Below are 22,330 nucleotides of genomic sequence, written 5' to 3'. Positions count from 1 at the left end.
ACGTGGGTGGAGTGCTCCATGGGAACCGGAATTCTTGTGAGCGTAGCGTGACTGGAGCGTCGCAGTGCGCGAAGAGGGAGGGTTCGGTGGTGCGCAGATACGTTCCGCTGCCCGCACTCCGGGATGACGGCCGCCGGGTCGAACGGCGACCGCGACGGGGACGCATCGCGCGCTGTTGCGGTCATCGTCCCTAGCCTTCCATCGAAGCGCCCCAGGTCAAGGACCGCCCCGCCGCGCGCCCGCGCGTTGCCCGGCGCCCTCCGCGCCCCCTGTCCCGCCGATCAACTGCCAGCGTTCGCCGGTGCGTTCGACAAAGCCGAGAGCCCGCAGCTCATAGAGCCTGCCGAGCACCTGGTCCCGGCTCAGACCGGTCTCCCGTGCCAGGCGGTCCCAGGTCGACGCGCCGCTCCCGGGCAGCGCGTCGAGCACCCGCGCCGCCGTGGCCTCCAGCAGGTCCCTGGCCACCACCGGCCCCTCTCTGGCCGGCGCCAGGTCTCCTATGGACCCGACCAGCTCGATCACTTCGTCGGCGTCGCTCACCAGCACCGCCTCCCCTCGCAGGAGTTCATGGACCCCGGCGGACAGCCCCGAGGTCACGGGCCCCGGCACGCCCATCGTCGACCGTCCGAGCCGCTGCGCCTGCCGCGCGGTGACCAGGGAACCGCTGCGGTACTCGGCCTCCACCACGACCGTCCCCCTGGTGAGGGCCGCGATGACGCGATTGCGCAGGACGAAGCGGCTGCGCGTGGGGTGCCCGCCCGGCGGCAACTCGGCCACGACGAGCCCCTGTTCCGCTATCCGCTGGATCAACTCGGCGTGGCCGCGCGGATACGGCACGTCCACCCCTGAGGCCAGCACGGCGACCGTCGCTCCGCCCGCGGCGAGCGCCCCCCTGTGTGCCGCCCCGTCGACGCCGAACGCCGCGCCCGAGACCACCACCCAGCCCCGCTCGGCCAGCCCCGCGCCGAGGAGGGCCGCCATGCGCGAGCCGTAGTCCGTACACGCCCGGGCGCCGACGACGGCGACGGAGCGCAGCGCCCACAGGCGCAGGTCGGCGTCGCCTCGCACCCAGAGGCCGATCGGCACGGCATCCCCGAGGTCGTCGAGTTGCCGCGGCCACTCCAGGTCGCCCGGGCACAGAAAGCGCCCGCCGAGCCGGGCGACCGCCGCGAGATCCCCGGCGGGGTCGCACGCCGCCGCCCGCCGCCGGCACCCCTCGATGCGGTCGGGCCCCGCTCCGGGCGGCGGCTGCGCGCGCCCGGTCAACGCCTCGACCAGCCGCGCCGCCCCCAGCTTCCGCAGCCACCGCCCCACGGCCTCGTCGCCGGGCTCGGTGAGCCGGGTGAGCGCCGCCCGCGCGAGCCGCTCCTTGCCCGGGACGCTCATGGCAGGCTCCCCGCCATGACGGTGCCGCGGGCGATGCCCGTACGCAGCTCCAGCGCGTGGCCGACGTCCTCTTCCAGCGGCCGGTCGTGTCCGGCGAGGTCGGCGACCGTCCAGGCGACGCGCAGCACCCGGTCCAGGCCCCGCGCGGTCAGAAGCCCGCGCTCCATGTCCCGTTCCGCGTCGCTCAACGCGCCCGGCGCGGCCTGCCACCGGGTCCGCAGTTCATGCCCGGGGACCTCGCTGTTGGTGCGCCAGGGGGTATCGGCGTACCGTGCGGCGGCTCGGTCGCGGGCCTCCCGTACCCGCGCCGCGACCTCCGCCGTGGTCTCCGTCGCCGCGTCGGCGCCGACCAGTTCCGATCGGGTGACCGGTTCGACCGTGACCGTGACGTCGACGCGGTCCAGCAGCGGCCCCGACAGCCGGGCGCGATAGCGCTTGACCATCTGGGGCGAGCACTCGCAGCCCGCCCCGGAGAGTCCGTGCCGCCCACACGGACAGGGGTTCGCCGCCAAGGCCAGCAGAAACTTGGCAGGAAGTCTCATCACTCCGCCGGACCGCGCGACGATCACATGCCCCGACTCCAGGGGCTGCCGCAGAGCGTCGAGGACCCGCCCGCTGAACTCAGGCGCCTCGTCCAGAAAAAGCACCCCGTTGTGGGCCAGGGAGACCGCCCCGGGCCGCGGGAGCCCACTGCCACCGCCGACGAGGGAGGGCATGGATGCCGAGTGGTGGGGCGCGTAATACGGGGCGCGTTCGATCAAGGGCTGGCCGGCAGGCAACGCTCCGGCCACGGAGTGCACGGCGGTGACTTCCAGTGACTCCTGCGGCGTCAGCGGCGGCAGCAGCCCGGCCAGCCGCTCCGCCAGCATGGTCTTGCCCGCGCCCGGCGGCCCCTTGAAGAAGAGGTGGTGCCGCCCGGCCGCCGCCACCTCCAGCGCCGCACGGGCCTTGACCTGTCCGGCCACGTCCGCGAGGTCGGGGGGCCGCTCGGCGGCGAGTGCCCCGGCGCCGAGGCCGGCCCCGGGCACCGCCAGCCCGGCCAGCATCGGGTCTGGTCGCCCGTCCATCGGCGATTCCTCCTCGTCGGGCACGGGCTCGTCGCCGAGCACCGCGATGAGCTGGCGCAGCGTCCGTACGCCGAGCACGGAGACGCCCGGCACCAGTGATGCCTCGGCGACGGTGCGCTCTGGGACGACGACCTGCTCGTATCCGGCGTCGGCCGCCGCCAGTACCGCGGGCAGGATGCCGCGGACCGGACGGACCCGGCCGTCCAGGCCGAGTTCGCCGATCATCATCAGATCCGCGATCTGCCTCGGGTCGATCCGCTCCGCGGCCCCGAGCACCGCGCAGGCGACCGCCAAATCGAAACCACTGCCCCCCTTGGGCACGGATGCCGGGCTGAGTCCGACCGTCAGCTTCTTCTGCGGCCACTCGGCGCCGGAATTGACGACCGCGGCCCGGACCCTGTCGCGGCTTTCGACGAGGCTCTTGTCGGGGAGCCCGACCAGCGCGAAGGCCGCGAGGCCGGGTTCGAGATCGGCCTGGACCTCCACGACGACACCTTCGACGCCGACGAGCGCCACGGAGCACGTACGGGCGAAACCCATCACGCCACCCCCTTGGCGTGTTCGACGACCGGAGCGCCCCGGTGCGGCAGCAGCACGCCGATCAAGTCGATGCGCACGCCGCCGGGCGGCGGCCCGCCGTTCCGGTCGAGCCAGCACTCCGCCAGCCGCCGCAGCCGCGCGGCTTTGGCCGGCGTGACAGCGGCCATGGGGTGTTCGTACGGCCCCGCTCGCCGGGTCTTGACCTCGCAGACCACGAGTGCGTCGCCGTCGAGCGCGACGATGTCGATCTCCCCGTCACGACATCGCCAGTTCCGCTCCAGGACGGCCACCCCGGCCTCGGTGAGCTGCCGCGCCGCCAGATCCTCCCCGTACCGCCCCAGCGCGCGACGCCGCACCTGCGCCGGATCACGCCCGGCGCTCGCCTCCCCGTTCACCCCGGCGTGCGCGCCCGCTGGAGATGCTCCACTGCGCGACGCCGCACTCCGTGACGCGGCATCGCGCGTCTCGCCACCGTCTCGTCGGCGCACTCGCCGCGCCCGTCGCGCCTCCCCCGCCTGCTGCGCCCGCCCAGCCTGCAAGGACGACGGCGAAAGTGACGGGCGTGGCGGATGTGACGGCGGCGATGCCTCCACCACCTGCAACGCGGACGTTGCCTGCGATGCCTGTAGTGGCTCCAGCGGCAATCGGGGTTGCTGTGGTCGGCAGGACTGCCGTTCCGGCCGTGCCCCTCGCGCTCGCCGCGACGGCGCAAACTCCGGCTCTCGCGCCTGTCGGGCCTGGCCTGCCAGTAGTGGGGCTGCGGTCGGTCGCTCCCCGGGGTGCAGCAGCATCGGCACCACCTCCGACACCGACTGTGACGCCCCCGGCCAGATCTATTGGATCTTGGTGGATAACTCCGGCGGTTACCGACGGGTTGTGGACAACTCAGCCACTCGGAAGGTCGAGGTCGCTCTTGTTGAGCTCCTCGATATTCACGTCCTTGAACGTCAATACCCGCACCTGCTTGACGAAGCGGGCCGGCCGGTACATGTCCCAGACCCAGGCATCGGCCATCGAGACCTCGAAGAACACCTCACCCTGAACCGAGTGGACCTGCATCTCGTAATCGTTGGTGAGATAGAAACGCCGCTCGGTCTCGATCACGTATTTGAACAAGCCGACGACATCGCGGTACTCCCGGTAGAGCTTCAGCTCCATCTCGGTCTCGTACTTTTCGAGGTCCTCGGCGCTCATGGCGTGTTCCCCTTCAGCCGTGCGTCCCCCCATTGTGCGTCAGGCGCGCTCCGTCTCCAGGAGCACCGGCGTACTCGGGGGCCCCTCGTCGAGCAGGGCGTGCACCAACTCGGCGAGTTTGGTCGGATACACAGTCTCACGCGTCATGAGAAGTTCCTCGCAGGTCCACCACCGCAACCCGGTCACGCTGCGCCGCTCCAGATCCGTCGCCCCGCCGGTCCAGGCCGCCTCCTGATCGGTCCGTGCCAGGTAGTACCACTCCTCCTGGTCCCAGACCCGCCCGTCGAAGAAGAACGAGCAGTGCCGCTGCCAGAGCACCGGCCCCAGCTCGATATCTGTGATCCCTGTCTCCTCGGCCAGCTCCCGGCGCGCCGCCCGCTCCCACGCCTCGTCCCCCTCCAGCCCGCCGCCCGGCGTGAACCACCAGGTCAGCGACGGGTCCTCCGGATCGAAGCCGTGCATCAGGAGGACACGGTCCCGCCCGTCGAGCAGCACCACGCGCGCCGCCTTCCGCCGCCCCTCGACCCCGGGCTCCCGGGCCACGCAGCCCTCGGCCACGGCCTCCCCGGCCGCGGACCCCCAGGCCACGGGCTCCCCAGCCGCGCACGCCTCGACCACAGGCTCCCCGGCCCCGGGCCCCTCGACCACGTGCCCCTCAACCACAGCCCCCTCGGCCCCCTCGGCCGTCACTTCCTCGGCCCCGTCGGTCGCCCGTTCCTCAGACACGAGCCCCACCTCCTTCCACAGCGGCGGTCCCGCCCCGGCCCCGCCGCCCCATGCGGCGCGCGATCGGCCCGTACGCCGCACCGCCCAGGATCAGCACCGCGCCCGCGACCACCGATATCACCACCAGCCGCAGCGGCCCCGGCTGCGAGGTCCCGCCCGGCAGCGCCTCGAAGGCCGCCGGCCGCGGCATCATGCCGAAGCTCTTCATCGGCCAGGCCGTGGCGTCGACCCGCGCCTTCACCGCGCCACGCGGCACGGACCCATGGTCACTGTCGCTCAAGTGCACGCGCGAGTCGAGCGAACTCATGCGGTGGTCGCCCAGCAGGAAGAGCTGCCCGGTGGGGACCGTGGAGGTGAAGGCGGTCGGCGAGGCCGGTCCCTTGTCCGCCAGGTATGGCTCCTCGACGGGTTCCCCGTTGACGGTCAGGTGGCCGCCGCGGTCACAGCAGGCGACCTTGTCGCCGCCGACGGCCACGACCCGCTTGACCATCGGAACCTTGCCCCACACCTTGTCCTCGAAGACGACCACGTCGCCGCGGCGCACCGCCGCGCCGTCTATTCGCTCCGCGAGCACCCGGTCGCCGCGCCCAATGGTGGGGGCCATCGAGTCGGTCGGCACGGTGTAGGGCTGGTAGAGCACGGCGCCCCAGGCGAATCCGCCCAGGAAGAGCACACAGCCGACGGCCACGGCCAGCCCGGACAGCACCCTGCCCGCGCGGCCGTGGCCGTCGCCCGTACGTACAGCTCCGCTCATCCCTGTGCTCCCGCCCCGCGTCGAAGTCGGACCCCATGTGCCAACAGGCACGGAATCGCACACTACCCGGCGGTACGGACCAGGGTCAGCCCACCTGCGAGGCCTTGCTGATCAGCCGGCGCCTGCGCCACAGCACCAGCGGCACCGCGCCCGCGAGCCCCGCGACCGGCGGCGCGACGGCGCCCGCCGCGCTCAGCCCCGGCTGGTCGAAGGTGCCGGGGACGGGGAGCGTGCTCCAGCGGTTGATCGGCCAGGCCACGACGATGGCGCGACCGACGACCTTGCTGACCGGAACGGTGCCGCCGCCGGGCAGGTCCTGGTGGTAGCGCGAGTCCAGCGAGTTCTGGCGGTGGTCGCCCATGACCCAGATCTTCCCCTTGGGGATCTTGATCGGGCCGAACGGCTTGTCTCCGCACGGAGTGTTGCCGGGGAAGATGTACGGCTCGTCGAGTGCCTTGCCGTTGACCTTCACGGGCCCGGTGTTCTGGCATTCGACGGTGTCCCCGCCGACCGCGATGACCCGCTTGATCAGGTCCTTCTCCTGGGACGAGGGCATCAGTCCGATGAAGCTGAGCGCGTCCTGGATCGCGTTGGTCTTCGGGGTGGGTTCGTCGTCGAGCCAGTGCCCGGGGTCGTGGAAGACGACCACCTCGCCGCGCTCGGGCTCCGAGCCGAACCATGGCGTCAGCTTGTCCACCAGCACTCGGTCGCCCTCCAGCAGAGTGTTCTGCATCGAGGCCGACGGGATCGAGAAGGCCTGCACCAGGAAGGTCTTGATCAGCAGCGCGAGCACCAGGGCGATGCCGATCAGGATCGGCAGTTCCTTCCAGAAGGAACGCTGTTTCTTCTGCTTCACGCCGCGGCTCCCCCGTTGCGAGGGGTCCTCCGGTGGCTGCTCCGGGGGCCCGGCCGCTTGCGGCACACCGGTCTCCGGAGCCCCCTCAGTCCCATCGGGCCGCTTTTCGGGCTCTTCGTGACCGGATCGTGCGCCGACCGCCAAATCCCCCACATCCACTCCTCACTCCGCGCTGCCGCCAGACCCACGACCGACGCAGGCCCACAACTCCCATAACGAGCGGGAGTTCCGCAGGGGTCGGGAGTTGGATCATTCCTTGCCGATCCGTGGGGGACAGACTATTCGGCGAACCCCGTGCCCGTGTCGCCTCGGACCGCGCGTCTCGCACCGATGCGAAGGTGTCCGATTCCGAGAGCCGGCTCCAGTGCGAGAACGGCCACGCGATGACGACGGCCCGCCCCACGACCTTCTCCTCGGCGACAGTGCCCTGGTGAGCGTCCTGCAAGTGGTAGCGGGAGTCGCCTGAGTCGGAGCGGTGGTCGCCCATCATGAAGTACCGGCCGGGGGGCACGGTGACGGAGAACTCGATCTTCGAGGGCGGGTTGCCGGGGTGCAGATACGGCTCGTCGAGCGGCGTTCCGTTGACGGTGATTTTGCCGTTCTTGTCGCAGCACTTGACCGTATCGCCGCCGACGCCGATGACTCGCTTGATCAGATCCTGCTCGTCCGCGGACGGCAGCAGCCCAATCGCCGCCAGCCCCTCCTTGACCTGCTTGATCCCCACCGGGTCGGGCTTCGGCTTCGGCTCGTCGCGGAGCCAGCCGCCCGGGTCCTTGAAGACCACCACATCACCGCGGTGCGGCGTGGACCCGAACCAGGGCGTCAACTTGTCCACCAGCACCCGGTCACCGATTCGGATGGTCTGCTCCATCGAACCCGTCGGAATCACGAAGGCCTGCACGAGGAAGGTCTTCAGCACCACGGCGATCAGCAGTGCCACCCCGATCAGGATCGGCACCTCCTTGACCGCGGACCGGCGCCGCTTCCGCTTGGCGCGCTTCGCCGTCTTCCGCCGCTCGGCCCGGCCCCCAGTGCCCGGCGACGCCTGAGGTATCTCGCCGTCGTCCCGCTCGTGCTCGCGCTGCCGTCCCCGGCTACCCATGCGCGCCACCGGGCTCCGGTACGTCCGCGAAGCCGCCCGGCCGCTTCAGCGACGTCATCCGGCCCAAGGGCCAGCCGATCCAGTCCGCGCGCCCGATCACCCGGTCGACGGGCACAGTGCCGCCTCCGGGCTCCCCCAGGTGGTCACGCGAGTCCCGGGAGGCGCCCCGGTGGTCGCCCATGACCCACAGCTTCCCGTCGGGCACCACGACATCGAACGACACCGTCGACGGCGCGTCCCCCGGATACAGGTACTTCTCGGTGATCGGCCGGCCGTTCACCATCAGCCTCCCCCGCTTGTCGCAGCAGGTGACATGATCCCCGCCGACGCCCACGACCCGCTTGATGTAGACGGTGTCGGCCGGCTCCATCAGCCCGACCGCCGAGCCCACTCTGCGCACCAGGCCCACGACCGCGTTCTCGGATGGCGCGTTCTGGAGGAAGGAGTCCGTGCCGTCGAAGACCACGACGTCCCCCCGGCGCGGCTCGTCCCCGAAGCGGTACGCGAGTTTGTTGACCAGTACCCGGTCCCCCACGTGGAGGGTGTTCTCCATGGAGCCGCTGGGGATCAGATAGGGCTGTACCACGAAGCCGCTGACGACCAGTATCAGGACGATGCAGGTGGCCAGCAGCACGCCCGTCCTGCGCAGCGTCCCGCCGCCCGTGAGCCACCGCCAGGCCCCCCGTGGCGAGAGGCCGGGAAAACGCGTGGAGCGCGACCCCTGCTCCCGTCCCTCGTGGGGTTCGGGAGAGCGGTCGCGCTCCGTGAGCTGTGCGTCGGTGTCCATCGAGCCGAGAGCCTATCCGGCCCGACCCGGCCACCGGACGGCAGACTACTTGTCGCGCTTCTCCTTGATCTTCGCGGCCTTGCCGCGGAGCTCACGGAGGTAGTACAGCTTCGCGCGGCGCACGTCACCGCGGGTGACCAGCTCGATCTTCTCGACGATCGGGGTGTGCACGGGGAAGGTGCGCTCCACGCCGACGGAGAAGGAGACCTTGCGGACCGTGAAGGTCTCGCGCACGCCGGCGCCCTGGCGGCGGATGACTACGCCCTTGAACTGCTGCACACGGGAGCGGCTGCCCTCGATGACGCGCACGTGGACGTTGACGGTGTCGCCGGGGCGGAACGCCGGGATGTCGCTGCGCAGCGATGCGGCATCGACGTTGTCGAGAAGGTTCATGACCGTCTGCTTTCTTCGCCGATGCCACAGGTCATCAGCGGAAATTCGTGATGAGAAGTTGAGGGGTGCCGCTCCCGGGGAGTGGCGGCGCTGTGTCGGGCGGACGTCGTTCCCCCTGTGGCAGGGGCGCACGCCGGACGTACAGCAGCGGCCTATTGTTCCACGGCCTGGCCCGGCCGCCCAAATCGGCCGTCGGGGAGCTCCGCCCAGCCCAGTGCCGCGAGGATTTCGCGGTCCTTCTTGTCGAACGACGCGGGGTCGGCGCGCTCGATCAGGTCGGGCCGGTTGGCGGTCGTACGGCGGAATGCCTCGTCGCGCCGCCAGCGGGCGATCTTGCCGTGGTGGCCGCTGATCAGGACGTCGGGGATGCCGTGGCCGCGCCATTCGGGCGGCTTGGTGTAGACGGGCCCTTCCAGGAGGTCGGCCATCGCCCCGGGGGCGAAGGAGTCGTCGCGGTGCGATTCGGCGTTGCCCAGGACGCCCGGCAGCAGTCTGGCGATGGCCTCGACCATCACGAGGACCGGGGCCTCGCCGCCCGCGAGCACGTAGTCGCCGATGGAGACCTCGCGCACGTCGAACCGCTCGCCGTACTCGGCCATGACGCGGCGGTCGATGCCTTCGTAGCGGGCCGGGGTGAAGACCAGCCAGGGCCGCTCGGAGAGCTCCACCGCGAGCTGCTGGGTGAAGGGCACCCCGCTGGGGGTCGGGACGACCAGGGTGGGCCGCGCGTCGTCGGCGCCCGACTCGATGACGGCGTCCAGGGCCTCGCCCCAGGGCTCGGGCTTCATGACCATGCCGGGGCCGCCGCCGTACGGGCTGTCGTCGACGGTGTTGTGCCGGTCGTGCGTCCAGTCGCGCAGATCGTGCACCCGTACGTCGAGCTGCCCCCGGGCGCGCGCCTTGCCGACCAGCGAGACGTTCAGCGGCTCCAGGTACTCCGGGAAGATCGTGATGACGTCGAGGCGCATCAGGCGTCGCCCTGCTTGGCGTCCGAGTCGTCCTGATCGGCGTCCCGGGGGCCCTGTCCGGCCTCCCGGGCGCTCGCGATCTCGGCGCGGCTGTCGTCGATCAGTCCGGGAGGCGGGTCGATGACGGCCCGCTGCGCCTCCAGGTCGATCTCCGGGACGATCTCGGCGACGAAGGGGATCATCACCTCGCTGCCGTCGGGCCGCTCGACGATGAAGAGGTCCTGGGAGGGCAGGTGGGAGATCTCGGTGATACGGCCGACCTCGGTGCCGTCGACGGTGACGACGTCGAGGTCCATGAGCTGGTGGTCGTAGAACTCCTCGGGGTCCTCCGGGACCTCCTCGGGGTCGACCTCCGCGATCAGGAGCGTGTTGCGCAGGGCCTCGGCGCCCGTACGGTCGGTGACGCCCGCGAAGCGCAGCAGCAGCCGGCCGCTGTGCACCCGCCCGGCCTCGATGGTCAGCGGACCGGCGGCGGCCGGGTCCGTGGCCAGTACGGCGCCGGGGCCGAGCCGCAGTTCCGGCTCGTCCGTACGCACCTCCACCGTGACCTCGCCCTTGATGCCGTGGGCGCGGCCGATCCTGCCGACTACGAGCTGCACTGTGCCTGTCTCCTCCGTGCGGCCGGGCCGCGACCGCTCCGGCGGCCGTGGCCGCGCGCCGTCGCGGTTGCTCGTTTCTTGGTCGCTGCCGACAAAGGCCGGGGGCGGCCGAAGCCTCCCCCGGCCCATGCCGGTGCTGTATCGCTGCTCAGTGGACCTGGTCCACGTCGACGAGGTCGACGCGGATGCCGCGGCCACCGAGCGCCCCTACGACGGTGCGCAGGGCACGCGCGGTACGGCCGTTGCGGCCGATCACCTTGCCGAGGTCGTCGGGGTGCACCCGGACCTCCAGAACGCGCCCGCGGCGCAGGACGCGCGAGGCGACCTGTACGTCGTCGGGGTTGTCGACGATGCCCTTCACCAAATGCTCGAGGGCTTCCTCGAGCATCCTCAGGCCTCGGTCGACTCGGTGGACGCGGTGGCCTCGGCCGCCTCGTCCTTCTTCTCCGACTTCTTCGCCTTCGGGGTGATCGCCTCACCCTTCGGCTCGTCGCCGGAGCTCTTGGCGGCGGCCTCGAAGAGGGCGCGCTTGTCGGCCTTCGGCTCGGCGACCAGCATCGGGGCCGGGGCGGGCAGGCCCTTGAACTTCTGCCAGTCGCCGGTCACCTTGAGGATGGCCATGACGGGCTCGGTCGGCTGCGCGCCGACGCCGAGCCAGTACTGAGCCCGCTCCGAGTCGACCTCGATGCGCGACGGGTTCTGGACCGGGTGGTACAGGCCGATCTCCTCGATGGCCCGGCCGTCACGGCGGGTGCGGGAGTCGGCGACGACGATGCGGTAGTGAGGCGAACGGATCTTGCCCAGACGCTTCAACTTGATCTTGACTGCCACGGAAGTGGTGTCTCCTGGTCTTGACGTGGTTGGGCACAACGAGATGCCACGTGGGGTTGCGGTACCCGATCTGCCCGATGGACGCGTCAGCCGGAGGAGAGAGGGATCCTGTGCGACTGTCGAGTACAGCTGTCCATTCTGCCACACGGCGGCCGATCAGCCGACCGCCAGTGCCTCGGGGATGCGGAACGGCTGTCCGCAGCCGCCGCACATGATCGGCGCCTGCGCCAGCACCGATGGCACCACACGGACATTCCGGCCGCAGTCGCACACGGCCTTCACTCGCACCCCGCCGCCGGACGAGCCGTGCCGGGCGGCGGGTCCCCGGAACGTACGGGAGGTGTCGGCGGTGGTGGCGACGGTGTGGGCCTTGAGCGCGCGCTGGAGTCTCTCGATGGTCGGGCGGTAGCGCTTTCGGGCCTCGGGGTTGAGCACGACCAGCGAGAAACCGCTGCTGGGATGCGGCTCCTCGGAGTGGTCCAGGCCCAACTCCTCGGCGATCGCCAGGAATCGGCGGTTGTGGTAGCGGCCGGCGCGTGAGGTGTCGCGGACGCCGCGGGCGGCGGCGATGCCGTGGACTGCCTCATGCAGCAGCCGTTCGAAGGAGAGCTCCGCGCCACAGGCGGACGAGGACTCTCCGATCAGGGATTCGGGCGCGGCCAGGTCCGGCAGCTCGGGGTGGTGCCGTTGAATGTCGGCCCAGGCGAGCGCCAGTTCGGCGGCGAGAACAGGCGGTGTCGTGCTCACGTCGTGACAACGAGCCGGGATGGCCCGGTGTTCCGATACCGGGCCATCCCAAATAATTTGCACGTACCAGTCAGTTCACGCTCATGCGTCCCGACGAGGGCGGGCGCGCCCATGTGCGGAGAAGTCGCGCACCCGTTCCCAAGCCGGGACGTAACCCCGGGTAGGGCCGGAGTCTCAGTAGGCGCGCGCGACGATGGCGACAGTACCCGGGGCGTCGTCCGCGTCCGGCACCGACCCGTCCTCGGCCACCAGGCACCGCACGGACGCCGCCTGCTCGGCGAGGGCCGCCTCGCCCGCCGGGCCCAGATCGGCCCACGGGATGCGCGCCCAGCCGCCGCCGGCCGCCACCTCGGCCGCCTCCGCGACGGTCGTCACCTCGGCCGTACGGGACTCCCGGCGCTCCCGCGACTGGCGCAGCAGCGTCTCCTGGTCCTCTTCGAGGATCTTCGGGAGCAGATCGGCCAGCCCCTCCAGGCGTACGGGCTCCTTGCCGCCCGGAACGCGGCGGGCGAGCATCGCGGTGCCGTTCTCCAGATCGCGCGGGCCGACCTCGATGCGTACGGGCACGCCCTTGAGCTCCCAGTCGACCGCGCGGCGCCCGAAGGGGGTGTCGACGCGGTCGTCGACCTGGACGCGGATGCCCGCGGCAGCCAGCAGGTCGCCGATCTCGCGGACCTTGGCGACGGCCTCGTCGCCCTTGATCGCGAGGACGACGGCCTGGACGGGGGCGAGGCGCGGCGGCACCCGCAGTCCGTTGTCGTCGCCGTGCATCATCACCATGGCGCCGACCATGCGGGTGGTGGAGCCCCAGGAGGTCTGCCAGACGTGCTCCTGGTGCCCGTCCTTGGAGAGGTACTGGGTGTTGAACGCCTTGGCGAAGTTCTGGCCGAGCTCGTGGCTCGTCCCCATCTGGAGGGCCTTCCCGTCGCCCATCATGCCTTCGAGGGTCAGGGTGTTGATGGCGCCCGCGAAGCGCTCCTTGGGCGTCTTGCGGCCGAGGACGACGTCCATGGCGAGGACGTTCTCCATGAAGTCCGCGTAGACCCGGCGGTGGATGAGGGCCGCGAAGTCCCGGGCGTCCTCGTAGGTGGCGTGCGCGGTGTGGCCCTCCTGCCAGAGGAATTCACTCGTCCGCAGGAAGAGGCGCGGACGGAGTTCCCAGCGCACGACGTTGGCCCATTGGTTGATCAGCAGGGGGAGGTCGCGGTAGCTCTGCACCCACTTCGAGAAGTACTCGTTGATGATCGTTTCCGAGGTGGGCCGGATGACGACCGGCTCTTCCAGCTCCTTGCCGCCACCGTGCGTGACGACGGCCAGCTCGGGCGCGAAGCCCTCGACGTGCTCGGCTTCCTTCGTCAGGTAGGACTGCGGGATGAGCAGCGGGAAGTACGCGTTCTGGGCGCCGGCGTCCTTGATGCGCGCGTCCATGCTCTGCTGCATGCGCTCCCAGATCCCGTACCCGTACGGTCGGATGACCATGGTGCCGCGCACCGGTCCGTTGTCCGCCAGCTCGGCCTTGTTGATCAGGTCCTGGTACCAGCGGGGGAAGTCATCCGCCTGAGGGGTGAGAACGGGAGCCTTTGCCATGGCGGGAATGGTACGGGGCACCCGCGACAGAGCGTGAATCGCTCCCAGGGGGGCATCCCCCACTGGACGAGTCGGCGGATGCGGAGTTCCCTGGCATACGGGGGTGTTCCACAACTGCGCGCACGACGGCGTACACGGGGGCGGCGAATCTTGAATACATCACGTCTCTCGGCGGATTGGGGCGCTTTCGATGACATCCACGCTCGTGCGGCGGCATCACCAGGACTTTCGCGCACCCCAGGAGCGGGCCCGTGACTGGGCCGAGATCCAGGAAAGGATGCTGGTACCGCTCTACGAGGCGGTCTACGAACGGCTGGAGGTGGGGTCCGGGACCCGGCTGCTCAGCCTGGGCTGCGGCTCCGGGCTGGCGCTGCTGATGGCGGCGGCGCGGGGCGCGACGGTGAGCGGGGTCGACCCGGACGACCGGCGGCTGGAGCTGGCCCGGCAGCGGCTGCTCCCGGAGCGCACGCCGGCGGACGGTACGCGCCTGGGGCACGGCGGTCCCGGATGCGTCACGGACCCGAGCGGGGCAGCCTTCAATATGGTGACCGCCTTCGACCCTTTGTACTGCGCGGGCGGCAGCGCCCGGACCATGTCGACTGCGCTCGCGGAGGCGGCGGCTCGCGCGGAGCGGGGCTCCCCGGTCGTACTGGCCGGGTGGGGCCCCCAGGAGCGGTGCTCGACGTCTGGGGCGCTGCGGGTCGCGGCCCGGCTGGCGGACCCCATGTGCGCGCCCGCGCGGTGGCGGCCGAGCGGCCGGGACGACCTGGAGAACCTGGCCCGTCTGGCGGGGCTGCGCCCGGCCGGTTCGGGGCGGGTGGCGTGCCCGTTCGGTTACGCGGACATGGACTGCGCGGTACGGGGCCTGCTCTCCACGGGCGCGTTCGACGCGGCGGCGCGGGCGACCGACCAGGCGCAGGTGGTGAAGGAGCTGACCGAGTCGCTCCACCCGTATCTGCGGGAGGACGGCACGGTCTGGATGCCCAATGTCTTCCGTTACCTGATCGCCCTGGTCTGATCGGCCCTGGTCCGGATGGCGGTACGCCGGGCCGCCGGGGTCCTCGTCAGCCCACGGGCTTGTCGAGACGGGTGATCCCGGCGACGCGGTACGCCTCATCCTCCTCCAGGGTCTCGTTGGCGAGCAGCGCCTCGGCCAGGGCGTCGAGCTGCGCCCGGTGCTCGGTCAGCAGGCGGCACGCCTCCTCGTAGCAGTCGTCGACGATGCGCCGCATCTCGTTGTCGACGGCGTCCAGGGTGGCGGGGGCGGCGGAGAGCCCGTACGCCTGCTGGGCGTCGCTGGGGATGGCCGTGAGGCGGCCCACGCGCTCGCTCATCCCCCAGCGGCCGACCATGCCGCGGACGATCCCGGTGACCTGCTCCAGGTCGTTCTCGGCGCCGGTGGTGATCACTCCGAAGACGGTCTGCTCGGCCGCCATGCCGCCGAGCGCGCCGATGATCCGTCCGCGCAGGTACTCCTCGGTGTAGGCGTAGCGGTCGGCGTCGGGGGTGGAGAGGGTGACGCCGAGCGCCCTGCCGCGGGGCACGATGGTGATCTTGCGGACGGGGTCGGCGCCGGGCTGGAGCATGCCGAGCAGGGCGTGGCCGCTCTCGTGGAAGGCGGTGCGGCGCCGTTCCTCCGCGGGCATCACCAAGGGCCGTTCGGCGCCGAGCTGGACCTTCTCCAGGGCGTCGGAGAACTCGGCGGGGCCGACGACCGACTGTTTGCGCTTGACGGCGAGGAGCGCCGCTTCGTTGGCGAGGTTGGCCAGGTCGGCTCCGGTCATGCCGGGGGTCGTACGGGCGACCTGGGCGAGGTCCACGTCGTCGGCGAGCGGGATGCGGCGGGTGTGGATGCGCAGGATCGCTTCGCGGCCGTCACGGTCCGGCGGGCTGACGGTGACGGTGCGGTCGAAGCGGCCGGGGCGGGTGAGGGCCTTGTCGAGGATGTCCGCGCGGTTGGTGGCGGCGATGACGACGACGCCTTCGGAGCCGGAGAAGCCGTCCATCTCGGTGAGGATCTGGTTGAGGGTCTGCTCGCGCTCGTCGTGGCCGCCCATGCCGCCGCCACCGCGGGCCCGGCCGATGGTGTCGATCTCGTCGATGAAGATGATCGAGGGGGCGACCTTGCGGGCCTCGGCGAACAGCTCCCGGACCCGGCCGGCGCCGACGCCGACGATCATCTCGATGAACTCGGAGGCGGAGGCGGAGAAGAAGGGCACGCCGGCCTCGCCCGCGACGGCGCGGGCGAGGAGCGTCTTGCCGGTGCCGGGCGGCCCGGCGAGCAGGACGCCGCCGGGCATCCGGGCGCCGAGCCTGCGGTAGGCGTCGGGGTTCTTGAGGAAGTCGACGATCTCGGTGAGTTCGGCCTCGACCTCGTCGATGCCGGCGACGTCCTCGAAGGTGGTGCGCTTGCCCTCTTCGGGCACCACGGGCTTGGGCGGGGCCTTGCGGCCGAAGCCGCCCATTCCGCCGCCCATGGCGCCGCGCATCCTGCGGGCGATGAAGATCCAGAGGACCACCAGCAGCAGCATGGGCGCGAGGGAGATCAGCAGGTTGTAGAGGAAGCTGCGTTCCTTGACGACCGGCTCGGCGGTGACGGTGACCTTGTTCTTGGCCAGGGTCTCCCAGAGCTTGTCGTTGGCGAAGGCCGGGCGCTGGGTCTCGAACTGCGTGTAGTCGCCCTTGCCATCCGGAATGGGCTTCTTCGCCTTGAGTTCGCCCTGGATCGACTCGCCCTTGGAGTAGAGCTTGGCGATGTTGTCGGCGTTGAGCTGGTTGCTGAACTCCGTGTACGAGATCGACTTGGTGTCGCTGCCGCCGAAGAAGGAGAGCAGGACGTCGGTGATCAGGAAGACGGCGATGGCGGTGAGGACCAGCCGGCCCCAGCCGCCGGGCATCTTGCGCTTCGGCCCCGGTGCTGGCGGCGTGCCCTCGGCCCGCCAGGGCTGATCGGGGTTGCCACGCGGGGGTACGGGGTTGCTCACTCCTGGTCTCCTTCTGCCAGAGCCCTGCCGTCGGACCCTGCCGCCGCGACCGCCTCGGAGAAATCACACTAATCGGAGCATCACGAAGTGCATCTCCGGACCCCTTGTCAATATCCAGAATCCTGGTTACTGTCGTATGCGTGAACGGGATTGATGAGCGGTTCCTGACCCGCAATGGCCTGGCTGCCCGGCAGCTCGCGGCCCTGCTGCTCAACCACGAGCAGGACACCCGGCTGCCCCGCGTCCGCGACTTCGCCGGAGAGCTCGGCGTCGGCAACGGCACCGTTCAGGCGGCGCTGCAGATGCTGGAGGAGGCGGGCGCGATCGAGACGGTCGCCCGCGGCCACCTCGGCACCTTCCTGGTACGGGCCGACCGGACCATACTGTGGCGGCTGGCCGGCCTCGGCACCCTCCTCGCGGCGATGCCCCTGCCCTACTCGCGGCGCTACGAGGGCCTGGCCACCGGCCTGCGGGACGCCTTCGAAGACGCCGGCGCGCCCTTCGCGATCACCTTCATGCGCGGTGCCAGCGCCCGCGCAGCCGCCCTGCTGGAGGACAAGGTCGACCTCGTCGTCCTCTCCCGCTTCGCCGCCGACCGGCTCATCGAGGAACATCCGCTGGAGCTGGTCGCGGACCTGGGTCCGGCCACGTACGTCGGCGCGCACGGCATGCTGCTGCGCCACGGCACCTCGCTGGAGCAGCGGCTGCGCGTCGCGATCGACCACTCCTCCGAGGACCAGCGGATGCTCACGGAGCGCGCCTTCGCGGGCCGCACGGACATCGAGTGGGTCGAGACCTCGTACATGCAGTTGGGCGACCTCTTCGCGAGCGATCAGTTGGACGCCACCGTGTGGAACCTCGACGAGGTGCCGCATGGCCAACTCGGCGCTTCGGTCGACATATTGCCGCTCGGGGACGAGATCACCCGGGATCTGTCGCTGCGCAACTCCAGCGCCGCCATCATCGGCCGCGCGGCGGGGGCGGCGGCGCTGACCGCCGTGCGGGAGGCGCTCGATCTGTCGGTCATCACCACATCGCAGAGCGAGGTGCTGCGCGGTGAGCGCATCCCCTCCTACTGACCATCCGCACTGCTTGACCATCCGCACGGCTGAAAGCAGACCCCTATGTACGACCAAGGGCCGGGGGCGGTGGCACTCGCCGCCGGTGGGCACCACTCACTGAGCCTCTCCCCCACGCAGATCGTTCTGACCGTCGTCATCTGCGCGCTCTCGGCGCTGCTGGTGAACATGGCGGTGGCCGTCTTCCACGACGGCGTACGGCCGTTCATGCTCGACTACCGCCAGGGGCGGATGAAGCGGCGCGAGATCGCGACCATCGCCTTCAGCCTCTCCTCCGGCTTCATCTTCGGGCTCGGCGCGCCGATGGCCTTCTCGACCGGTGTGCTCAACCCCTGGCTGCTCTTCCTGCCGACCGACATCCTCGGCCTGCTGGCGCCGCGGCGGTGGCTCGCCCCGGTGCTGGGCGCGGCCTGGGCGCTGCTGGTGATATTCGGTCTCGCGGGTGCCACGGACGCCGCGCAGGCGCTGCCGGTGGACTTCCTCACCGCGATGCAGGCGCTGTCCGACCCGGTGATGTATCTCTTCGCCTTCTTCCCGGCCGTGGCCATCGCCTACCAGTTCGGCAAGGCGCGCGGCGGGATCGCCTTCGCCGTCGAGGGCCTGATCATGCTGGCCACGGCGTACTTCTGGAAGAGCCTCTTCCCGGGAGCGCTGGCGATGGCCGTGGGCATGGCCATGCTGGTCGCCTTCGCGGTACGGCGCGACGTCGTCAACCGGCGCACGGCGCGGGCGGAGGCCGCCGCGAGGGGTGAGGAGTTGCCCGTGGTCGACACGTCGGCGGCCGACTCGCTCTTCGGGGAGAACGCGAGGCGGCTGCGCAAGTATCTGCCGTGGCTGCTGCTGCTCGGCGGGCTGACGGGCGCGCTCTGCGCTACCGGGGTGTTCGCGGGCGGCGAGGCGACGAGTTACATCGTGCAGAAGGGAGACATGGGCAATGCGGCGCAGATCGACTTCTACCGCACCTTCGGCTTCATCCCGCTGATCGGCCTGACCTCGCTGGCCTCCGGCGTCTACGCCACCAACGGCATGAACTTCGTGTACGCGGCGGGTTATATAGCGGCGCCGAACCTGCTGGTCGGCGGCGTGGCCGGGGTGGTGGTCTTCGGCGTGGAGGTCCTGGCGCTCTCCCAGCTCGGCCGGCTCTTCGCGAAGGTGCCGTCCATGCAGGACGCCTCCGACCACATCCGCAACGCCATCAACCAGGTTCTGGAGATCGCCGTGCTGTTCGGCTCGATCCTGGCCGGGATGCATATGGGCGGCGGGGTCGGGGTGGCGCTGGTCGGCGGGCTCTATGTGCTGAACGAGGCCATGGGGCGGCCCGTCATGCGGCTGGCGGCGGCGCCGTGTGCCGTGATCCTGGTCGGCATCATGCTGAACCTCGCGAGCTGGGCCCATCTGTTCACCCCGATCAAGATAGCCGGGTGATCGCGTGTCCGCTGCCGCCCTCGATCGTACGAATCGGGACTTAAGTCACTCCCGAAAATCCAAAATCCTGGTTACTGTCGAATTTGTGGAAAGGATGACCATGGATGACAAGCTCGCCCTCCGCATCCAGCTCTTCCGCGAGAGCGGTCAGGTACGGCCCGAGGTGGCCGACTTCGTGACCAGTGAGCTGCGGGCCCTCTCCTCCGAGGGCCGCACCGTCACCGAGGACACCGCCGGGATGCTCACCAGCCATCTGATGATGGCCCTCACCCGGCTGCTGGACGGGGAGCCGATCGAGCAGTTCCTCACCGACGACCAGGTGGCCGCCGAGCTGGCCGGGCACCCCGACGCCGTCGACCGGGCCCACGCCATCTCCGCCCGCGCCAAGCGGGTGCTGGGCGCCCCGCTCCCGGAGTCCGAGATCAACTTCCTCGGTATGCACCTCGCCGTGCTCGCCCAGCACTCCCCCGCTTCCTGACCGTCCGAACGCACACCATCAGCAGAGAGAAGGCCCCAGTCATGACGAAGATCCTCACCGGCGGCGTCGGCAAGGTCGAGGTCGCGGAGACCGTCAAGAAGCTCGCTCTCGACGGCGTCGAGATCACCGTCTCCAGCGACATGGACGCCGCGATGAAGCTCCGCGCCGGCCAGGCCGACTACTTCCTCGGCACCTGCCACACGGGGGCCGGCGCCTCCCTCGGCGTCCTCGTCGGCCTCATGGGCAAGGACGCCTGCCACACCTTCGGCCGCACCGTCCCCACCGAGGACGACGTCAACGGCCTGCTCGCCGAGGGCAAGAAGGTCTTCGGCTTCGCCATCGACCAGATCGACCTGGTGGCCCCCGTCATGGCCCGCGCCATCGCGGCCCGCGGCTGACCCAAGGACACCGGGACGCCGGGAGAAACACCTGCCGGAACACCGGGGCACAAAGGAGTGACCTGTGAGTACGACCCTCGCCGCCGCGAGCCACGGCCTCAGCTTCACGCTGCCGCAAGAGCTGACCGTCATCGTCCTGTGCGCGCTGACCGCGCTCATCTCGCACATGGCGCTTGCCGTCTTCAACGACGGCGCCCGCCCCTTCATGCTCGACTTCATCCAGGGGCGGTCGACGCGCAGCGCCATGACCGCGGTGTCGTTCGGGCTGTCGGCGGGCTTCATCTTCGGCCTCGGCGCGCCGATGGCGCTGTCCACGGGCGTGCTGAACCCCTGGCTGGTCTTCCTGCCCACGGACATCCTCGGCATCCTGTCGCCGAAGAAGTGGCTCGCCCCGATTCTCGGCGGCGCCTGGGGCGCGGTCATCGTCTTCGGGCTGAACGGCGCGAACAACGTCGCGCATGACCTGCCCGTCGACTTCATCACCGCCATGCAGCAGATGTCGACGCCGATCCTCTTCCTCTTCGCGCTCTTCCCCGTCCTCGCCATCACCAAGCAGTTCGGCAAGGTGCGCGGCGGTATCGCGGGCGTCGTCGAGCTGGCGCTCGTCGTCATGACGATGAAGCTCTGGCCCAACATGTTCGCGGGCGCCCTGGCCATGGCCGTCGGCGTGCTGATGCTGATCGGCTTCGCGATCGACAAGGACATGCGGCAGCGGAAGGCGGACCGTGCCGCGGCGGCCGAGGCCGCGGCCGCGGACACGGGCAAGGGCAAGGGCACGGATACGGACACGGGGGCCGATGAGGCGGCGGAGGACCCGATGGCCTCGCTGTTCAGCGCGAGCGCGGCCCGGCTGCGCAAGTACCTGCCGCTGTTCATGGTGCTCGGCGCGGGCGTCTGTCTGCTGGCGCAGATGCACATCTTCGGCGGCGGCGAGGCCACCAGCTTCCTCATCGCCAAGGGCGACTACAGCGGCGCCGCCCAGGTCGACTTCTACCGGGTCTTCGGCTTCATCCCGCTGATCGCGACCACCGCGCTCGCCTCCGGCGCGTACGGCATCGCCGGCTTCACCCTCGTCTACCCGATCGGCTACCTGCTCCCGAACCCCTGGCTCGCGGTCATCGTCGGCGCGCTCGTCTTCGCCTGCGAGGTGCTGGCCCTGTCCTGGATCGGCAGGGTGCTGGGCAAGCTGCCGTCCGTCCGCGACTCCTCCGAGCACCTGCGCAGCGCGATCTCCGAGACCCTGGGGCTCGCGATCCTCTTCGGCTCCCTGATGGCGGCGAACGCCATGGGCGGCGGCCTCGGCATCCTCATAGTCGGCGGGCTCTACATGCTCAACGAGGCGATGGGCCGGATCGTGGTCCGGATGGCGGCGGCCCCCGCCGCGGTCATCGTCGGCGGCATCATCCTCAACCTCCTGTACTGGCTGAACCTGTTCACCCCCGTCAAGGGATGACGACAGGGCCCCTCGCCAGGAAGGCACAGCTTTCATGAACCACCTCCAAACCGTCACCGGCCCCCTCTCCCCCACCGACATCCAAGGCCCCGTCCTCACCCACGAACACCTCGTCCTCGACCTCAGCCGGGACGCCGACCGCGCGGCGGTCCTCAGCCCGGCGGAGCACGCCGGGCCGGTGACCGCGGAACTGGCGGCGCTGCGCGAGGAGTTCGCGCTGTCGCTCGTCATCGAGCAGACCTGCCGGGGCATGGGCCGTGACCCCGACGCCCTGGCCCGTATCTCCGAGCGGTCCGGCGTCGCGGTCGTCGCGGCCACCGGCTGGTACTACGAGCCGTTCCACCCGAGCGAAGTGGGCGCGGCCGGGCCGGCCGAGCTGACCGAGACGCTCGTCCGCGAGATCGAGGACGGGTTCGGGGCGAGCGGCATTCGGCCGGGGCTGATCGGCGAGGTCGGAAGCCACGGCGACCGTCCGAGCCCCGCCGAGAGGCGCACCCTGCTGGCCTCCGCCCGCGCCGCCGTCGCCACGGGGCTGTCCCTGGCCACCCACGCCCAGCTCGGCCACGGCGGGCTCGCCCAACTGGAGCTGCTGACGGGCGCCGGGCTGCCCGCGCACCGGGTCTGCGTCGGCCACCAGGACCTGCTGGACGACCCGGCGGTCCACCGGGAGCTGGCGGCGGCGGGAGCGTACGTCGCCTTCGACACGGTGGGCAAGGAGAGCTATCAGAGCGACGACACGCGGCTGCGGCTGCTGCTCGCGCTGGTGGAGGCCGGGCACGCCGACCGCGTACTGCTCAGTTGCGACATCTCGCGCCACGGCTATCTGGAGAGCGAGGGCGGCCAGGGCTACGGGCACCTGTTCCGCTCCTTCCTGCCCAAGGCGCGGGCCGCCGGGCTCGACGACGGTCTGATCGACCTGATGACCCGCCGCAACGCGGTGCGCTTCCTGACCGGCTCGACCACGGAGGAGTTCTGA

Annotated in this window: 24 protein-coding genes; 7 read left to right on the top strand and 17 right to left on the bottom strand. The window is 70.8% G+C overall.

Annotated features, from left to right (window positions below):
• Positions 1-216 precede the first annotated feature (216 nt).
• From dprA to proS, 16 genes are all read right to left on the bottom strand, one after another.
• Positions 217-1,386 carry a DNA-processing protein DprA gene (dprA, locus tag IF55_RS25370; RefSeq protein WP_048832423.1) on the bottom strand — a complete coding sequence of 390 codons (1,170 nt, stop codon included), beginning with the start codon at positions 1,384-1,386 and terminating at the stop codon, positions 217-219.
• On the bottom strand, positions 1,383-2,993 hold the full coding sequence (locus IF55_RS25365) for a YifB family Mg chelatase-like AAA ATPase (protein WP_030885001.1): 1,611 nt from the start codon (positions 2,991-2,993) through the stop codon (positions 1,383-1,385). The genes dprA and IF55_RS25365 overlap by 4 nt, the downstream gene beginning before the upstream one ends.
• Positions 2,993-3,349 carry a YraN family protein gene (locus IF55_RS25360; protein ID WP_030884998.1) on the bottom strand — a complete coding sequence of 119 codons (357 nt, stop codon included), beginning with the start codon at positions 3,347-3,349 and terminating at the stop codon, positions 2,993-2,995. The genes IF55_RS25365 and IF55_RS25360 overlap by 1 nt, the downstream gene beginning before the upstream one ends.
• A gap of 529 nt (positions 3,350-3,878) precedes the next feature.
• Positions 3,879-4,187 carry a DUF2469 domain-containing protein gene (locus tag IF55_RS25355; RefSeq protein WP_004944840.1) on the bottom strand — a complete coding sequence of 103 codons (309 nt, stop codon included), beginning with the start codon at positions 4,185-4,187 and terminating at the stop codon, positions 3,879-3,881.
• 39 nt (positions 4,188-4,226) lie between these two features.
• Positions 4,227-4,730 carry an NUDIX hydrolase gene (locus IF55_RS25350; protein ID WP_030884992.1) on the bottom strand — a complete coding sequence of 168 codons (504 nt, stop codon included), beginning with the start codon at positions 4,728-4,730 and terminating at the stop codon, positions 4,227-4,229.
• Between the two features lie 175 nt (positions 4,731-4,905).
• Complete coding sequence (gene lepB / locus IF55_RS25345) at positions 4,906-5,667, bottom strand: signal peptidase I (protein ID WP_030884990.1); 762 nt, start codon at positions 5,665-5,667, stop codon at positions 4,906-4,908.
• 85 nt (positions 5,668-5,752) lie between these two features.
• Positions 5,753-6,667, bottom strand: coding sequence for a signal peptidase I (gene lepB, locus IF55_RS25340; RefSeq protein WP_030884987.1), 915 nt, complete (start codon positions 6,665-6,667; stop codon positions 5,753-5,755).
• Complete coding sequence (gene lepB / locus IF55_RS25335; protein WP_030884985.1) at positions 6,609-7,625, bottom strand: signal peptidase I; 1,017 nt, start codon at positions 7,623-7,625, stop codon at positions 6,609-6,611. The genes lepB (IF55_RS25340) and lepB (IF55_RS25335) overlap by 59 nt, the downstream gene beginning before the upstream one ends.
• Positions 7,618-8,412, bottom strand: a complete 795-nt coding sequence (gene lepB, locus IF55_RS25330; protein ID WP_030884983.1) for a signal peptidase I — start codon at positions 8,410-8,412, stop codon at positions 7,618-7,620. The genes lepB (IF55_RS25335) and lepB (IF55_RS25330) overlap by 8 nt, the downstream gene beginning before the upstream one ends.
• Before the next feature lie 45 nt (positions 8,413-8,457).
• The gene (gene rplS, locus IF55_RS25325; protein WP_030884981.1) at positions 8,458-8,805 is read right to left on the bottom strand and encodes a 50S ribosomal protein L19; all 348 of its coding nucleotides are present in this window, start codon (positions 8,803-8,805) and stop codon (positions 8,458-8,460) included.
• A 152-nt stretch (positions 8,806-8,957) separates the two neighbouring features.
• A complete protein-coding gene (gene trmD / locus IF55_RS25320) occupies positions 8,958-9,773 on the bottom strand; it encodes a tRNA (guanosine(37)-N1)-methyltransferase TrmD (protein WP_030884978.1) in 816 nt (271 codons plus the stop codon).
• Positions 9,773-10,372, bottom strand: coding sequence for a ribosome maturation factor RimM (gene rimM / locus IF55_RS25315; RefSeq protein ID WP_030884976.1), 600 nt, complete (start codon positions 10,370-10,372; stop codon positions 9,773-9,775). The genes trmD and rimM overlap by 1 nt, the downstream gene beginning before the upstream one ends.
• 148 nt (positions 10,373-10,520) lie before the next feature.
• Complete coding sequence (locus IF55_RS25310; RefSeq protein WP_030884973.1) at positions 10,521-10,760, bottom strand: RNA-binding protein; 240 nt, start codon at positions 10,758-10,760, stop codon at positions 10,521-10,523.
• Between the two features lie 2 nt (positions 10,761-10,762).
• Positions 10,763-11,203 (bottom strand): 30S ribosomal protein S16, encoded by a 441-nt coding sequence (gene rpsP, locus IF55_RS25305; RefSeq protein ID WP_030884970.1) that lies wholly within the window; start codon positions 11,201-11,203, stop codon positions 10,763-10,765.
• A gap of 156 nt (positions 11,204-11,359) precedes the next feature.
• Entirely contained in the window at positions 11,360-11,950 is a 591-nt protein-coding gene (locus tag IF55_RS25300) for a hypothetical protein (protein ID WP_030884967.1), read from the bottom strand.
• Between the two features lie 174 nt (positions 11,951-12,124).
• Complete coding sequence (gene proS / locus IF55_RS25295) at positions 12,125-13,537, bottom strand: proline--tRNA ligase (RefSeq protein ID WP_030884964.1); 1,413 nt, start codon at positions 13,535-13,537, stop codon at positions 12,125-12,127.
• A 190-nt stretch (positions 13,538-13,727) separates the two neighbouring features.
• Between proS and IF55_RS25290 the strand changes: the two genes are divergently transcribed.
• Complete coding sequence (locus IF55_RS25290; RefSeq protein ID WP_030884962.1) at positions 13,728-14,555, top strand: class I SAM-dependent methyltransferase; 828 nt, start codon at positions 13,728-13,730, stop codon at positions 14,553-14,555.
• A gap of 46 nt (positions 14,556-14,601) precedes the next feature.
• Here IF55_RS25290 and ftsH read toward each other — a convergent pair whose 3' ends face one another.
• Positions 14,602-16,521 carry an ATP-dependent zinc metalloprotease FtsH gene (gene ftsH / locus IF55_RS25285; protein ID WP_030884960.1) on the bottom strand — a complete coding sequence of 640 codons (1,920 nt, stop codon included), beginning with the start codon at positions 16,519-16,521 and terminating at the stop codon, positions 14,602-14,604.
• A gap of 140 nt (positions 16,522-16,661) precedes the next feature.
• Between ftsH and yhfZ the strand changes: the two genes are divergently transcribed.
• The 6 genes from yhfZ to IF55_RS25255 all read left to right on the top strand — a co-directional run bounded on the left by yhfZ (position 16,662) and on the right by IF55_RS25255 (position 22,330).
• Positions 16,662-17,600 carry a GntR family transcriptional regulator YhfZ gene (yhfZ, locus tag IF55_RS25280; RefSeq protein WP_030884957.1) on the top strand — a complete coding sequence of 313 codons (939 nt, stop codon included), beginning with the start codon at positions 16,662-16,664 and terminating at the stop codon, positions 17,598-17,600.
• Positions 17,601-17,645: 45 nt separating this feature from the next.
• Complete coding sequence (locus tag IF55_RS25275; RefSeq protein ID WP_030884954.1) at positions 17,646-19,025, top strand: YhfT family protein; 1,380 nt, start codon at positions 17,646-17,648, stop codon at positions 19,023-19,025.
• A 100-nt stretch (positions 19,026-19,125) separates the two neighbouring features.
• On the top strand, positions 19,126-19,503 hold the full coding sequence (locus IF55_RS25270; protein ID WP_030884953.1) for a PRD domain-containing protein: 378 nt from the start codon (positions 19,126-19,128) through the stop codon (positions 19,501-19,503).
• 41 nt (positions 19,504-19,544) lie between these two features.
• Positions 19,545-19,901, top strand: a complete 357-nt coding sequence (locus IF55_RS25265) for a DUF2620 domain-containing protein (protein ID WP_030884948.1) — start codon at positions 19,545-19,547, stop codon at positions 19,899-19,901.
• 64 nt (positions 19,902-19,965) lie between these two features.
• Positions 19,966-21,354 (top strand): YhfT family protein, encoded by a 1,389-nt coding sequence (locus IF55_RS25260; RefSeq protein ID WP_030884945.1) that lies wholly within the window; start codon positions 19,966-19,968, stop codon positions 21,352-21,354.
• Between the two features lie 34 nt (positions 21,355-21,388).
• Positions 21,389-22,330 (top strand): phosphotriesterase family protein, encoded by a 942-nt coding sequence (locus tag IF55_RS25255; RefSeq protein ID WP_030884941.1) that lies wholly within the window; start codon positions 21,389-21,391, stop codon positions 22,328-22,330.

The sequence above is a fragment of the Streptomyces varsoviensis genome (assembly GCF_000718635.1).
Classification (GTDB): Bacteria; Actinomycetota; Actinomycetes; order Streptomycetales; family Streptomycetaceae; genus Streptomyces; species Streptomyces varsoviensis.
Note: the sequence above shows the minus strand (reverse complement) of the source record. Positions and strands in the feature narration are given on the sequence as shown.